Raw genomic sequence first — 13998 nt, 5'->3', positions numbered from 1 at the left:
AGGAACAAACCCTTGCCGGTATGTTCTGTAAGTCATCAACTAACAAATAGGCTTTATTTTAGCAACATTATCATTATATGCAGTCCGACCTTTAGGTCGGACTGGATGCCTTGAGCGTAAGCGAAAGGCCAATACTATAGACCTAACAATAATAGCCATGTCGAGTTTAAGGAACAGGGGCTTGTCCCCTGTTCCGAGGTTAAGTTTTGAAATATATTTCTTTGTCGAATCCGAGGAATGGGGGCTTGTCCCCCATTCCGAGTCGGTAATAAGACAATGGTAGTTAATTCGGCATTGGCATTCGTGGGTAATTAAAGGAGGGCTTGTCCCCCCTTAATTAGGCATTAAGGGTTTCAATGCACGTTTAACACCACAAGATGAAATATAAAAATTATAGAGAGAGTGAAACACATCAAAAACACTCTCCCTTCAAATAACGAGCAATTCAATGAATAATTCTAGCTCCGGTGGAAAAAGCAAAAACACCATCATAGCTAGATTCTAGTTCTATTGAATCCCATGTCCTTTAAAATCTTATTATATTCCTCACGAGTAGTAAATGAAGGAGCATTTTCATCTTCACTTCCGCCGGTAGATCCGGTTTCTTCACTTTCACCACTGTTTGCAGGATTTCTTCCTCCAGGTGTTGAGCCGTCTTTACTAGCTTCAATTTTTATTCTTCGCTCAGCCAGTTTTTCCATTAGCTCCATATCAACATCACCAGATAATAGCTTATCTATTATCTCTTTATCCTGCGCATTCTCATTATAGTTAAAGTTATATTTAGCTTCGTATTCTTTTATTTTCCTTTCATTTTCAGCTTTTCTAAGCTCAGACAATTCTTTTAAGATATCATCTTTACTGTCAATGAATTCTTTATTTTCTTCAATAGCTTTTTTTATCTCATCATATTTTTTAGATTCTTCTTTAAGATTATTAATCTCATCCTGAAGCTTTCCAATCTCAGCATCCTTGCCTTGCAGTTTTTCCAATAATAAACTAGTTGCTACATTGGTGTCTTTTGCAGGTGGCTGAGGTGCAGGAGGTTCCGGATTTCCACTAGCTCCAGTTTCACCTGTTATTTCAGAATTCAATAATCTTATTTTTCTAGGGTTTTTAGTAACTCCAACATCTATTAAACTCATAGTATCAATTCCAAACGAATCTCCATTATCTTTCAATAAGACATCAACTTTGGGAGATAGGCCTTTACCTTCCATATCCAATTCGTCAGGAATTTCAAGGAATAGCTTACCTTCCTCATATTCGATATTGTTTCCAATACCAACATAGATATTGTCATGTTCTGAAGTTAGTGGAATTCCTCCACGGTAGTTTTCAGCTATCAGTTTTAGATCATCAGCTGTCCATTCAACTGGTTTGATTAGTCTGTCGTCCAGGTCGGAGTAGTCATAGGATCCGACTTCAAAAAGTTCATGCCTCATCATTATCACTTTTTATTATATTAATTATTATATATTTTATTACTTATTTTATATAAATCTTTATTATATTTTTAGTGTGATAGCAGAGGAAAAATATTAAAAAAAATAAGTTGCCAAATTAATTTTAATTTCAAGAAATGTTTTAAAAATTATGAATCAGAAAAAAATATCATGAATTTTTAGACATAAAAAAAACAAAGTTGTAAAAACAGTATAGGGAAAATTATAATTATTTTCATGAATTATTGAAGAACCCACATACCACCCAATTCGCCCCTCGTCGAGACAAGGATATACAGGCTGAACTTCTAATGAAGTTTTTACCTTCAAATAAACAATGTAAATATGATATCTCCATCCTTTGATAAAAAATGAAAATAATTTAGGTACAATTAAAAAAAGAATTTAATGAATATATTTAATCTTTTTAAATACCTCATCAGCTCTTTTTAATGATTCTACCTCTTTTGGTGTTGACGGAGAATTTAATTTTTCAATGAATCTTTTTGCATCGATACCATCTAATGTTGGTGTAGCATTTACTTTACTTGCCATGATTTACATCCTCCATATTTTAACTATTATATTAAATAGTATATTGCACTTTATTTAAATATATTGTGCTAGTTTAATTTTTCACAGATATCCCTATACATAGGAATATTCCTTCTATTTTTCTTATTTACAGATTCCAATTCTACAAATTGATTGTGATTATAGAAGTTTACAGTTTTGGTGTTATTATATGCATCAACTGAAACAAATCTAATACCAATTTCATTTCCTAAATTTCTGCAAAACCCAACAACCCAATCTATCATTAAACTTCCAATATGCTGGTTTTGAAATTCCTTAGACACCGCCAACCTACCAATTTTAATTGCAGGATATTGAGGATATTGGATTTTAAGTTTTTCATTAATTTTAATTGAATCTGCAGATAATGAAAAAAATCCAACAACATCCTCCTCATAGATACATAAAAATATTGTGCAAAGATTATTCTTAATATTTTCAACGGAATCTTTTAATAGGAATTCATTTAAATCTTCGTCACCACAATCAAAATCAATTGTTTTTAACTGTTCTAAGTTAGTTTTAACAATTTTTAAGTTATCTATATTGGAAATTTTCATGTATAATATATTAGATAAAATAATATTTAAAGATACTTATGAAACAAATATTTCACATTATATTTCAACACCACTATCAGTCAGAATCCTTTCACCTACAGGCTGTTCCTCCTCAAAGTTACTTAAATAGTTCTTATAGATTTCATCACCCTCAGCTGAAAGTTCCATAATGTACCTTAACACATCATCTCTTGAATAGCTGAAGTAAACATCCAAAGTTTCGCTGATGCCCATTAACTCCAACTGCATATTCAATAGATGGTTGCAATACTTTAACACCCATTTCTGGTCATTAGCCACATTAACAATAAATCCTGTTATGGCTGAATCGTTAATGTATTCAGCAACGTTCTGATTGGACTTTTCATTACCTGCCTGAGACTGGGGAGTTACAAAAGTTCTTAAGATATTGTTCCTGAAGATTTCTGTTTGTCTGGTATAATCTGACTGGTAGTTGTTACCACCTAAAATTTTGGATTCAATTCCCGGAGGCACAATAGCTACATTGGAATCTGCAGTTGTACCATAATCTGCATAAAGATTCTCTTTAGCTGTTGATGACAACTCGGTTATTATAGGCTGACCGTTAGCGTCAAGTGATGGCTTGACTTCAATGATATTGTCCTTATTGATTCTTTCAACCTGGTTTCTCTCCAGGTTGCATTTATGGTAAATGTCATCAAGGCAATTTAAGATGATGCTTTGGGCTTCGCCGTAGATTTCATTGTACATGAAGTTAATAACCTCACCAGCTTCATACTTTACCGTTAATGTTCCTTCCTCAACACTTACATAGTTGTTAAAGTCTTCGGGAGACCCGTTAACGATATCTTTCGGCATCTCATGAAGGTACAGCTGGACTTCATTATCGTCATTGAATTCCTTTTTCAGTCCGTAACCGTGCGCACCAATTTCAAGAAATATTGGCTTGATGTATTTGCCAATACTTTTATCCCAGCGCTGCACCGGTTTTATAAGGCCTTCACCGTCAACCATTCCGCCCTGCAGGATCTCCTTAGCCACTTGTCTAATATCAATTTTTCTGGCCCAAAGGATTAACGTTAGTTTCTGCTCTTGAGAAAGCCTGTTTTCCTTATCCACAAGAACAATATTGACATTGGCCTTATCAATTCTGTTTTTCAAAATTCCTGAAGTATAACCGTCAAGCTTAACAGCATAACGTGCATTGGCTATTGTTTTATTTATCACTGGCGGAAGTGCATCGACAAGATCAAGACCTGTGTTGATTCCATCGACTCTAGGCTGTCTTTCACTTTCACCCCAATAGCTGCGCTTGGTGTTGTACTGCTCCACACGATTATTCAATAATCTGGTTCTAATATAATCAGTAATTCCCATGACATATCATTTCCAATTATAATTTTTTATTATATTGTTTATTATATTTTTTATATAAAATTAGTAATAAATTTATTTGTTTTAATCTCTCAATAATTTTCTTCTACCCTGCCATATCAATTGGCGCTGCCTTTTTCTCAACTCCTTATACTCCCAATACATCTGTGATGTGACGTATCCATGCAGCCTTCTAAACTCATCTATCCGGACAATCCCTGATTGTACAATGGCTGATTCGCCTTCATGCCAGCAGTAGTATGGATGATGGCAGGGAATATCATGTTCTGAAGCCAATCCTGTTTTGCAGTTGTTGCAGTAATCCACAAACCACAACTCTTCCTCTCTTTCTCGTTTTTCTTTTTTGGCTTCGATTATCTGCTGTTTAATTGATTTCATAACAATCAATTTTTATAAAAACCATAAAAACCATAAAAATTATTGTAAACTTTTTTGATGGTTTTTTTAAAAACTCCTTAAAATCCTTTAAATCAAATAATAACAATCCATAAGAAGTTTCACGAAAATGATTTTTTAAAAAACCAAATTTTGCCGGAGTATGCAGGGCCACTTGTTAAACATGCCCCCACACATTTCCGGAACTTCAGTTTTTTGCAAAAACCAACTCCCTAAAACCAAAGCAAAATCCTCTAATTTATCTAAAAACAATTATAAACAATTTTTTAAAAAAACTTTTACAAAAGTTTTTATAAGTTTACATGGTTTTTTTAGTTTTTTGGTTTTCATGGTTTTTCAGTTTTTATGGTTTTTTGCCAATCCATATTGGTTTTCTTATATCTGAATCAAAGTTCATTATACTTAACCCCTCAATAAATTTATCTTCCTTCATAATGTCTACAACCCACTGTCCAATCTCATAGCAGATATCATCATATACTGAATCGTCCATGTGCTTTAAATCATAGCTGATTGATTCAACTTCACTTTTTGCAAGGTCATATACATTGGATCTTCCTGACCTGTCAGTAATCTGTAGAAATCCCTTGTCAGCCAGTTCATACATATATTTCCTGGCTGATGCCTTGCTCAATCCTAGGCTTTGAAGTGTGAAGTAATCATTGGTTGTAATTCCCATGTTCAGCACTTCCCTGTCCTTGCTTATCTTCCAATCATCAATATTGTTTCTGATATCGTTTAGAACCTCAACAGCTTTTGGTGCAAGGTTTGCAGATATGCTTTCCTTGTATGGTCTTAAAAGACTCATGAACAATTGCACATCAGCAATATTTGTGAGCACCACCTTTTTTCCGTCAACATCATAGACTTTATGATTATAATAGTTCAGGGCAGTTATTGTTTTAAGTAACCCATTGAACTTGTCAAAATCCCTTTTGTAAAAAGAAGAATTCTTTAAAAAGTCTATGACAAAATGAACATAGGGATTTATCACTACAGTATTTTCAAATACCTCCTTTAGATGCAATAGCATGTATGGCACCAGTTCAGCTTCCTTTTCGTATTGCTTTAAAATCCTATAGCTTTTGCCGTGCTTGAATTCCAGTGCACTTTTTCTTCTGTTGAAGATTTTCTGATTGTCCATTCTAGGTGTGATGAAAATGCTTCTGCTCATTTCCTGATCATCAAAATAATGATTAGGTACGGTAGTATATGTCAGGCATGGCTTGCCTTCAAGTTCCAGGTCTTTTACATCCCATCCGCCTTCACCGTCCGGAATGTTTAATGGCTTGTTTAGAAAGCCGTCAGACTGAAGTTCCTTCATGAGGTTTTTGGACTCCTCCATGAATTCATGGTCATTGCTTCCTCCCATATCTCCATAATTGACAATCATCCCGTCATAGAAATATCTGTCCTTTTTGGCACGGTTGAAGAGTGCAGCCTCGGTAATCTTTTTTTCATTGACAACAAACCTTTTGGGAATCAGTCTTAATGCTGTTTCCTGAATATGTGATTTGCCGCTGCTTGCCTCGCCAAGACATATTACAGAAACAGGATTTTTGAGGATAACTTGTCCCGCATATACGGTAAATGCATACATTATGTTGTTGCGCTCACCTGCAGTAAACCATTCAACAAGACTTCCAATATAAACTAAAGGACAGCTTAGAGATTGCAATTTGGTGATAGCTTCCTTTAATTTATTGGAATCCTTTTCCTGCTCGGCCTGTTTCTTGTCAGCTATTTCCTGCTCGATAACAGATAGCTCATTTTCATAGTGAAGCTGCAGCAATTGCTTAAGTTCTGAAAACTGGTTGTTGACCTGTCTCGGTTCCAACTCGCCGTTAGGATTTATAATCTGCTTGAACTGTCTTGCGACATTGCTTTGGGAAGATAATGTAGCGGGAGATTTATTTAGATATTCTCCGATTTTATTACCATACCTGTTTTTAAATACATATGTGACCTTATCAACATTGTCCCTGTTGATAATGAGAGTTATTGTATCCTTTGTCGGTAATTCAGCTACATTACTCATTCATACACCCACTTATTTTACCTGAACGTCACGTACGATGAAACTGTAATAGATATAGCTTCCGGACTTTTCTTTGACCTGTATTGTCATTTCACCTAAGTTGTTTACGAATTCCCTGTATTCAGTGAGGTTGACGTTTCTTAAGATATTGGATCTGCCAACACTTCCTGTATTTTCCAATTCTAAGATAGAGGTTATGAAGTCAAAGAGTACACTTCCTTTTCTGATGTTTTTGTGAAGGTCACCATCGTTTTTGAGGTTAACGTTTATTTCAACGTATATTTTTTCATCATCTTTGAAAATGAATAATTTAAAACGGTTAATGGTTTTTTCCTCACCGTCATCATCGAAAGTGTAGGATGTGACAGATGACATTTCAGGCCTGCCAGTTATTAAAGTTCCATCTTCAAAGTCCCTTAGTTCTGCTTTTTCATATCCTTCCGGGATTTCAACGATTTCTTCAAAGTCCAATTCTGTACCTGTAAATATTGTTTGTCTGGTATTTTCAAAACTCATTTTATTTGTCTCCTAAAAAAATATTTAAGAGGAATTATCCTCTTTTAAAAATTTTGATTGTGATACAATCTTTTCTGCGGACATCTCTTCTGCTGACACTTCACCTGCTCCAATCAGTTCAGCTATTGCACGATTAGTTGCACGTGTCTTTGCAGTGCTCATTATAGTGTGGTCAGACACTTTGTCTTTACCTTTTTCAGACCTTGAGCATAATGCATCAGATTCTACGTTGCGACCATTAGGCAATGTTGCACGCACGCAGTAGTATGCTTCTCTGATTCTGCCCATTTTTGTCCTTTCAAGGTCACGGTCAACAATTTCAGTATCAACATTGAATGCCCTTGAGAGCTTCTGCCATGCTGACTTTTTCTTGAAGTGTCTTTTCACTTTAACGTAGTTTCCGTCTTCATCTTTTTCTTTAACAATTATTTCCTGATAGTCACTGTCATTCAATAATCCTTTGCAGAGTTTTTGATAAGCGTCCCACTGTTCAATAGCTACATCAACATCCGGGACATTATCAACAGCAGTGACTATTTCAGTCTCTTGTGGATTTTCAATTAGTTCTGCTTTTACCATTATTATCACCTTTTTTATAATACTCCGAAGCTTGCGGTTGTGATTCCAAACCACCCGATAGCTATGGCAAATATAATGCTTCCAATCCAAATCATTTTTGGATTTGGCCTCATCGGTTCTTCTTTTGGATATAATCTTGCTGGTTTGGACATTTTAACTCAACTCACGCCTGATGCATATTTCAACAATTAAATTCAAGTTAATTATTGAAGTCCATCCGTTTTTTCTATGGATGTATATTCTGTTATCATTCAGGAAAGCAATGTCATCTGATTTGGTAACTGGAAAGTAGTGATCTTTATTTGCAGATACAAATGCGACAAAGAAACCGTCTCTGAGGTTTTGCTGCATTTCAAGGATTGCATTTTCCATATTTACCATCTCTTTTGTTTTTCCTGAATCCGACAATGAAAGGTTCCCCTCTTATGAATTTGATAAATCCAATATCACCCTCTGTTGCATATTGGATTAATGACAATAGTTTGGCATGTATTGCTGCCTGGTATGCGTGTTTACCTCCGTCCATCAATACTATGCCGTCATCGTCAATGTAGAGGATTTCCTGTTCCATATCTCCTTTGGCAATTTTGACCTCACCGCTATGGGTTAAGATGCCATGGAAATTGTCTTCGAATTGATTGATTGAGGTTGCCATTATTTTTCAGCCTCCTATCTTTCAAATTGTGAACAGCTATTTATGTCAATGCCCAATTGGTCAATTCTATCAAAAATATTCCACATTTTTTCCCACATTTCTTTTGGGACCACAACGTGGATTTTACCGTCAATTTCTTGTTCCATCATATTTTAAAGACTCCTGTCATGATATTAAATTTAAATTCTACACTTCTGGTATTTAGTCCAGTTTCATTATCTTGATTCTGTATGACTCGAAGAATTCCCTTTCATTGCGGATGTTTTCTGTTTCCTGAATTTCGGCAATGCATTCTTCAAGTGCCCTGAAGTTATTGAAGATAATTATTTCATTTGGCCGCTGTTTTATTACTTCACACATGATCTTTTGTCTCCTATTTTTCCCGTAATCATAAACGGGTTTAATAATCAACAGTCTGAAAACTTGTTATGGGCCAGAAGTCTTTGAAAATAAAAATAGTATGTTGTAAAATCAATTTTCCATTCTTTACCGAATATTTAGAATAAGATAAGTTGGCTCTGGTTTAATATGTATAAATATTTATATATTGCTTAAAATAAACTAGATATTGGGTTAAGTTTTGAAAAGTATTAATTTTTAACTATGTTTTTGTGGACATGTCTAATTATTTTTATTTTTCTTACTGACCCATTACAGGATTATATTAAAAATATTTTATAGTTCGTTATCCAAAATAAAATTATTTTTTTATAATCCTTTTATTATGATCTTTTTTTCTCACTGCTTTTTTGATATTTTACCTCCAGATATTTATTTACAGACATTACCAAGGAAAAGTTGTACGAGTGTGAAGTATTGCCCCCACTTCGTAAAATTGCTTTCAGTCAGTAATGACTATTTTAAGGTCTATAATTTTGTGTATATAAACATTTTGTTTGGCATATTTTTAGAAACTGTTTAAATATAACATTGTAATACTTGACTTTAAGCATAGTGTTTTTGAGAATTTGTATAAACAATTCAATATTAAAATTCGACGGGAAAAGTGAAATGTATAAAATCAAAAATTCGAAAACCCAAAAAATCATGGCCATAAAATTTCATCTCAAATCAAAATAATGAAAATATAAATTCAGATGCAGAACACTATTTAAGTTTTTTTAAAGACTCACCATAGCTATTATTATTTCATAATCATTTAAATATTTCAACAATACAGCTATCCATCTAACATCATGAATAATTACAATAGCAGTGCAGTAATATCTTAAACGATAAAATTCACTCAATTGATAAATCAGACATTAACGACTGCAATTTCCAATTTAAAACTTACTTTTCCATATGCAATTCAAAACAATATTATGGATTCAATAACACCAACGTTAATGTCAATGCAGTCAATTAAACAAAAATAAAAGCATCTCGTTTAATTTATCCCATGTGAAATTATTGAAATAATACTTACCAAATGCTCTCTCATTCACTATAAATACGCTCGTTAAAAAAAATAATAATCACCACTCATGAAAACAGGGAGAAGTAAAAAAATGATTAGGAAAAACGACCGAAATTTATTGCAATGGATTTGTGAAAATGTAGTTGACTTCGAAGATGAGAATGATGAATCCGGATTAACCTGGAACAGCACACATGAAGACGCCTTGAAGTTCATGGGAAGCATTCCTCCAAAAGAAAAAGCTCAAAAGTATGGAATATATTCCTGCAGAATGTATTTTATTGAAATAACTGAATTTGATGACATCAAAGAAGGTTTGGAAAAAGGATTCATATCAAGGCACATGAGTCTTGTAATCTATCGCTGGAACAAATCTGTCGGACGTAAAAACTGGGACATGTCAGATGTTGATCAGGTATTGCATCCTGAAATCGGCAGCATTAGAAGTAATAATTTTATTTACAATAACATAAAACATCTGCTTGACATGGGAGTCATGGAATGCATCAACCCCGAAGTTAAAACCGGCAAAATATTTAGATTAACCGAAAAAGGCGAAAGAATACTTGAATCATCATAGCTTACCTGTTACCAACCAACATTAACACCCGCCATCAGCTATCCAAAACCAACAATCCAGAACCAGTTCATATACTACTGCAATTTAAAACAAGACATTATTTTCAAAATCACGGCAGTTAATGTAAAAACCAGTTGATTAAAATAAAAGAAAAAAAGTAGCTATTAGTTATATCAACATTAAAATTAAAATAAATGAATGTTTGGTAGGAGCATCTCACAAGTAAGATGCCACCACATTCATCATTCTTATTTTCCAACTTTTGCTTTGAGACCTTCCAGTTCTCTTTTCATTTCTCTAACATCATCCATCTCTTTTCTAATGTCAACAAGTTCTGATTCAAGCTTATTCTTTTCATTCTCCATTTGCATAAACTCAGGAGATTTGATGGACAGCTTTTCAACTTCCTTATTTATAGTTACAGCATGAAGATGCTTGATGTATTCATATTTCAAATCTTCAGGATTTGTCATGAAATAAGACTGATCGGTTTTGTTTTTAGCCTTTCCCTGCAAGTCATTTACATCATCCAGACTCATGCCGTCATTGTAAAGTGCAGATGCATGGAACTTACGGAGCATATGGCTTCTAAGCCTGTTGAAATATCCAACTTTGCCAAAACCCAATCCATCATTGATAGCAACAAACATTTCCGAAAGATAAGTTGAATTAATCTTAAAAAGAGATTTGTCATTAGTTAAAGGATCATTCCTGCTTAACAAATATGAATTTATCGCATTAACAGCTTCAGGACTGCAGTAGGTAGTGTAATGTTTATCAGTTTTTTGTCTTCTGATATTGAATGTAGGAACTACATTTTCTGCGTTGCCCAAATCCTCAATGATTTCATAGATATCTTTCTTATCTGTATAGTCACTTAAGGCCTTAATATAATCTCCGATTGTTAAATTAAGTACTTCTCTTTTAGCACAACCACTTGAAACCATAAAGCAAATGACAGCAGACATTAAAGGACTGGCAACACTTAGTGCTTTCCTTAACAGTTCTTTGTCCGGCAAATCACTGAATCTTATAGGTTCTGAAGTAGTGACATTCTTTTTGTTGACTGGAGGCAATGGGAACAGTTCAATCTCAAAATATTTGTATATTGTTAAAATAGGTCTTAAAAGAGTGTTGACTGTATTCAATGCATAGTTTTCCAACAAGTGTTGTCTGAATGTTAACAATCTTCTTTTTAATTTTCTTTTTTTCCATTTGATGCCTGCATCTTCTTCAGCTTCTGCTTCTTTCAACAGTTCTTCCAAAGACATTGAACAAAAAGTAGTGTATTTGTTTACAGCATCCTTGTATACTTCTCGTGTCCGTTTCGCATGATTTCGCATCATGTGTATTTCATCTAAAAGTTCGTTATCCATACTATCACTTTCTACAAAATATATAATATATTTTCATAGAGAGCATTTGATAAGTATTATTTACAAGAAGTGTAAGATATTTTCAATACCTCCATATCTATAGGATGCATAATATCCCACACATTTATAGTGTCGGATATTTTCGATTACTGCATGTCAGTCGGATGCATAATATCCCACACTTTTTAAGTGTCGGATATTTTTTGTAACTCCATATCAACGGGTTTCATAATATCTCACCTATTCTAAAACAATATTTTGTATGATGCTGACCATTAATAAGATTTTTTAAAATCACTGAATTATTTTTACTATTGGAATTTCTCTTCACACTTCAAAAACATTATTATTTTCATGTTTTTTGAAATCAAATGCATCAAAAACATGCAAAGATTCAATGAATGTAGATTATAACAATATTTATATTGAACGATAAATAAAACTAATACTTACTCATACTGAGTTCGATAATAAAAAAGAAGGTGAATTAAATGAATTTAGGAGACATAATAAGTGAGGCTTTGATATATCCATTACATAATATTAAAGCTTTAGTTTTATACATAGTTTTAGGAATAATTGCAGCAATTGTCGGAGGAACATCAATAATCGCTTTTTTAACTGCTGCAGGTACAACAGGAGCATCCTCTTTTGCTCTTGACGGAGTGGCAATTCTTGGAATCATTGTTTTCATTATATTGCTGTTTCTGATTAAAGGATATGGACTGGACGTTGTAAAATACGGTATTGAAAGAAGAAGTGACACCCCCAACATTGATTTCGCAAGGCAGGTTCCAAATGCAATCAAATTACTTGCTGTTGATATCGCATATTACCTTATCCCTGCAGTCATCATTTTTGTTTTAGGATTTATCTTCAGAGACTGGATCCTAACCATAATCAGCATAATCTTAATTATAGTATTTGCTTTAGCAAACTTCATGGCCAGATGCAGATTGGCAAAAACAGACAGTATTGGTGAAGCTTTAGCTGTAGGGGAAGCTATCGGAGACATATCCAGAGTTGGTATCGGCAAACTTATTACAGCAATACTCATCATCATAATCATAGCTGTGGCCATCATATTCGTTACAGGCCTTGTTGCCAGAATAAACAATATACTCGGAAATGTACTGTTAGGTATCGCTATGGTTTACCTGGTATTATTCTACCACAGAGTTATTGGTTTATTATACTCTGAAGTATAATAAAACCACTCTTTTTTCTTTTTTTAAATAATGACCATCTCATCAATCCTGTTTTTTGACACAAGATTATCCGGCATTTTTCAAATATTTAAAATATATTAATGCATAAATATAATTATATTAAGTTTAGGGAAAGTCATATGCGAAAAATAACATTTAAAATCTTAACAAAAATGCCGACAAGATACATAGACAACGGCCTTATTTTTATAACTGCTCTCTTCATTTACGGAATCGTCGGCACACATTATATAATGAATCTGGGCTGGTTTGACTCAATATACTATGCAACCATTACAATGACAACCGTAGGATATGGGGATTTCCTGCCGTCCACCGGAATTCAAAAGATATTTGCAACCACCCTGGCGATTGGAGGAGTCGCATTACTTGCATATGTATTTAATATTATTTTAACAAATTTCCAGGAAAAAATGAGTAAATATTCACAAGGAGCCAAAAAAATGAAAGCCATTGAAGTGATGAAGGATTATTATATTATCTGCGGTTTAGGAAGAGTTGGAAAAGTGGTTCTTGAAGAGCTGCTTGAAAGAAATCAGAACGTGATTGTAATAGACAAGGACAAGGACAAATGCGAATCCCTTAAAGAAACAGATAATCTCATCGTCATAAATGAAGATGCAATTGAAGATGACCTTATAGCAAAACTGGCGGGCAAAAAATGCAGAAGCGTCATAATATGTACCGGAGATGACGTGAACAACCTGTATATCGTATTGACCATCAGGGAAACAAATCCAGATGCATGGATTGTCACAAGGGCCAGCAAACTCGACAACATCAAAAGACTTAGAAAAGCCGGGGCAGATAAGATTGTGTCACCGGAAATAATTGGAGGAGAAGACCTGTACTACGAATCCGCAAGGCCGCATATCTTAAGAGTTACAGTAAAACATACTGTTGATGAGATATATGACGAATTCAGGTTAATTGCAAAGCATGGCTGCACATTGGAAACCATAGATTACCACATTCCAGGAATTGAAACACCCCTGACACGTGAAATCAAAGCAATGAAATTGCATGACGGAAAACGATACCAGAATTATTTAAACAGCCATGATGACCAGAGGCATGCATTGGAAAACTTATATAAAACCGTGAATACCGTGCATTCCCATTTCATTTCAGGCCCTGACCAAGTAGCATTCGATAAGCTGCTGAAAGATCTAGAAAAACAGGAAGAAATAATCGGCGTAAACCTGACAAATGAAGAAATAGCTAAAATCACATCAAAAGAAATAAATTAAG

General features: G+C 34.1%; 17 protein-coding genes. 3 read left to right on the top strand and 14 right to left on the bottom strand.

The features are described 5' to 3' along the window. Positions 1-494: 494 nt before the first annotated feature. From QZ138_RS04105 to QZ138_RS04045, 13 genes are all read right to left on the bottom strand, one after another. Positions 495-1445, bottom strand: a complete 951-nt coding sequence (locus QZ138_RS04105; protein WP_292886518.1) for a hypothetical protein — start codon at positions 1443-1445, stop codon at positions 495-497. A gap of 405 nt (positions 1446-1850) precedes the next feature. Next, on the bottom strand, positions 1851-2000 hold the full coding sequence (locus QZ138_RS04100) for a hypothetical protein (protein WP_165814015.1): 150 nt from the start codon (positions 1998-2000) through the stop codon (positions 1851-1853). Between the two features lie 68 nt (positions 2001-2068). After that, on the bottom strand, positions 2069-2581 hold the full coding sequence (locus tag QZ138_RS04095; RefSeq protein ID WP_292886513.1) for a GNAT family N-acetyltransferase: 513 nt from the start codon (positions 2579-2581) through the stop codon (positions 2069-2071). A gap of 57 nt (positions 2582-2638) precedes the next feature. Further along, positions 2639-3940 (bottom strand): hypothetical protein, encoded by a 1302-nt coding sequence (locus tag QZ138_RS04090; RefSeq protein WP_292886510.1) that lies wholly within the window; start codon positions 3938-3940, stop codon positions 2639-2641. Positions 3941-4021: 81 nt separating this feature from the next. Continuing rightward, the gene (locus QZ138_RS04085) at positions 4022-4336 is read right to left on the bottom strand and encodes a hypothetical protein (protein WP_292886508.1); all 315 of its coding nucleotides are present in this window, start codon (positions 4334-4336) and stop codon (positions 4022-4024) included. 361 nt (positions 4337-4697) lie between these two features. Next, positions 4698-6392 (bottom strand): hypothetical protein, encoded by a 1695-nt coding sequence (locus tag QZ138_RS04080; RefSeq protein WP_292886506.1) that lies wholly within the window; start codon positions 6390-6392, stop codon positions 4698-4700. A gap of 12 nt (positions 6393-6404) precedes the next feature. Further along, positions 6405-6908 (bottom strand): hypothetical protein, encoded by a 504-nt coding sequence (locus QZ138_RS04075; protein ID WP_292886503.1) that lies wholly within the window; start codon positions 6906-6908, stop codon positions 6405-6407. A gap of 24 nt (positions 6909-6932) precedes the next feature. Beyond that, a complete protein-coding gene (locus QZ138_RS04070; protein ID WP_292886500.1) occupies positions 6933-7487 on the bottom strand; it encodes a hypothetical protein in 555 nt (184 codons plus the stop codon). A 14-nt stretch (positions 7488-7501) separates the two neighbouring features. Beyond that, a complete protein-coding gene (locus tag QZ138_RS04065; RefSeq protein WP_292742714.1) occupies positions 7502-7639 on the bottom strand; it encodes a hypothetical protein in 138 nt (45 codons plus the stop codon). Between the two features lies 1 nt (position 7640). Continuing rightward, positions 7641-7859 (bottom strand): hypothetical protein, encoded by a 219-nt coding sequence (locus tag QZ138_RS04060; RefSeq protein ID WP_292886498.1) that lies wholly within the window; start codon positions 7857-7859, stop codon positions 7641-7643. After that, on the bottom strand, positions 7840-8142 hold the full coding sequence (locus QZ138_RS04055; RefSeq protein ID WP_292886496.1) for a hypothetical protein: 303 nt from the start codon (positions 8140-8142) through the stop codon (positions 7840-7842). Before QZ138_RS04055 ends, QZ138_RS04060 begins: the two co-directional genes overlap by 20 nt. A gap of 14 nt (positions 8143-8156) precedes the next feature. Further along, entirely contained in the window at positions 8157-8291 is a 135-nt protein-coding gene (locus QZ138_RS04050; RefSeq protein WP_292742709.1) for a hypothetical protein, read from the bottom strand. Positions 8292-8343: 52 nt separating this feature from the next. After that, complete coding sequence (locus tag QZ138_RS04045; RefSeq protein ID WP_292742707.1) at positions 8344-8502, bottom strand: hypothetical protein; 159 nt, start codon at positions 8500-8502, stop codon at positions 8344-8346. Positions 8503-9653: 1151 nt separating this feature from the next. Here QZ138_RS04045 and QZ138_RS04040 point away from each other — a divergent pair. After that, positions 9654-10142: a hypothetical protein gene (locus tag QZ138_RS04040; protein ID WP_292742704.1), complete on the top strand. Its 489-nt coding sequence runs from the start codon at positions 9654-9656 to the stop codon at positions 10140-10142. 248 nt (positions 10143-10390) lie between these two features. On the opposite strand, the gene QZ138_RS04035 is transcribed toward QZ138_RS04040, so the two are convergent. Continuing rightward, positions 10391-11518: a site-specific integrase gene (locus QZ138_RS04035; protein ID WP_292886493.1), complete on the bottom strand. Its 1128-nt coding sequence runs from the start codon at positions 11516-11518 to the stop codon at positions 10391-10393. A 491-nt stretch (positions 11519-12009) separates the two neighbouring features. On the opposite strand from QZ138_RS04035, the gene QZ138_RS04030 reads away from it, so the two are divergent. Next, on the top strand, positions 12010-12726 hold the full coding sequence (locus QZ138_RS04030; protein WP_292886490.1) for a DUF4013 domain-containing protein: 717 nt from the start codon (positions 12010-12012) through the stop codon (positions 12724-12726). A gap of 140 nt (positions 12727-12866) precedes the next feature. Next, positions 12867-13997, top strand: coding sequence for an NAD-binding protein (locus QZ138_RS04025; RefSeq protein ID WP_292886487.1), 1131 nt, complete (start codon positions 12867-12869; stop codon positions 13995-13997). Position 13998: the final 1 nt, after the last annotated feature.

It is taken from the genome of Methanobrevibacter sp. UBA212 (assembly GCF_905233225.1).
Classification (GTDB): Archaea; Methanobacteriota; Methanobacteria; order Methanobacteriales; family Methanobacteriaceae; genus Methanocatella.
This window is presented reverse-complemented; position numbering and strand designations above follow the sequence as displayed.

Excerpts from the sequence above, each read along its gene's own strand:
- QZ138_RS04050 (WP_292742709.1), bottom strand. The coding sequence starts at position 8,291 with ATGATGGAACAAGAAATTGACGGTAAAATCCACGTTGTGGTCCCAAAA.
- QZ138_RS04065 (WP_292742714.1), bottom strand. The coding sequence starts at position 7,639 with ATGTCCAAACCAGCAAGATTATATCCAAAAGAAGAACCGATGAGGCCA.
- QZ138_RS04090 (WP_292886510.1), bottom strand. The coding sequence starts at position 3,940 with ATGGGAATTACTGATTATATTAGAACCAGATTATTGAATAATCGTGTG.
- QZ138_RS04085 (WP_292886508.1), bottom strand. The coding sequence starts at position 4,336 with ATGAAATCAATTAAACAGCAGATAATCGAAGCCAAAAAAGAAAAACGA.
- QZ138_RS04060 (WP_292886498.1), bottom strand. The coding sequence starts at position 7,859 with ATGGAAAATGCAATCCTTGAAATGCAGCAAAACCTCAGAGACGGTTTC.
- QZ138_RS04105 (WP_292886518.1), bottom strand. The coding sequence starts at position 1,445 with ATGAGGCATGAACTTTTTGAAGTCGGATCCTATGACTACTCCGACCTG.
- QZ138_RS04075 (WP_292886503.1), bottom strand. The coding sequence starts at position 6,908 with ATGAGTTTTGAAAATACCAGACAAACAATATTTACAGGTACAGAATTG.
- QZ138_RS04025 (WP_292886487.1), top strand. The coding sequence starts at position 12,867 with ATGCGAAAAATAACATTTAAAATCTTAACAAAAATGCCGACAAGATAC.
- QZ138_RS04030 (WP_292886490.1), top strand. The coding sequence starts at position 12,010 with ATGAATTTAGGAGACATAATAAGTGAGGCTTTGATATATCCATTACAT.
- QZ138_RS04080 (WP_292886506.1), bottom strand. The coding sequence starts at position 6,392 with ATGAGTAATGTAGCTGAATTACCGACAAAGGATACAATAACTCTCATT.
- QZ138_RS04055 (WP_292886496.1), bottom strand. The coding sequence starts at position 8,142 with ATGGCAACCTCAATCAATCAATTCGAAGACAATTTCCATGGCATCTTA.
- QZ138_RS04035 (WP_292886493.1), bottom strand. The coding sequence starts at position 11,518 with ATGGATAACGAACTTTTAGATGAAATACACATGATGCGAAATCATGCG.
- QZ138_RS04100 (WP_165814015.1), bottom strand. The coding sequence starts at position 2,000 with ATGGCAAGTAAAGTAAATGCTACACCAACATTAGATGGTATCGATGCA.
- QZ138_RS04070 (WP_292886500.1), bottom strand. The coding sequence starts at position 7,487 with ATGGTAAAAGCAGAACTAATTGAAAATCCACAAGAGACTGAAATAGTC.
- QZ138_RS04040 (WP_292742704.1), top strand. The coding sequence starts at position 9,654 with ATGATTAGGAAAAACGACCGAAATTTATTGCAATGGATTTGTGAAAAT.
- QZ138_RS04045 (WP_292742707.1), bottom strand. The coding sequence starts at position 8,502 with ATGTGTGAAGTAATAAAACAGCGGCCAAATGAAATAATTATCTTCAAT.
- QZ138_RS04095 (WP_292886513.1), bottom strand. The coding sequence starts at position 2,581 with ATGAAAATTTCCAATATAGATAACTTAAAAATTGTTAAAACTAACTTA.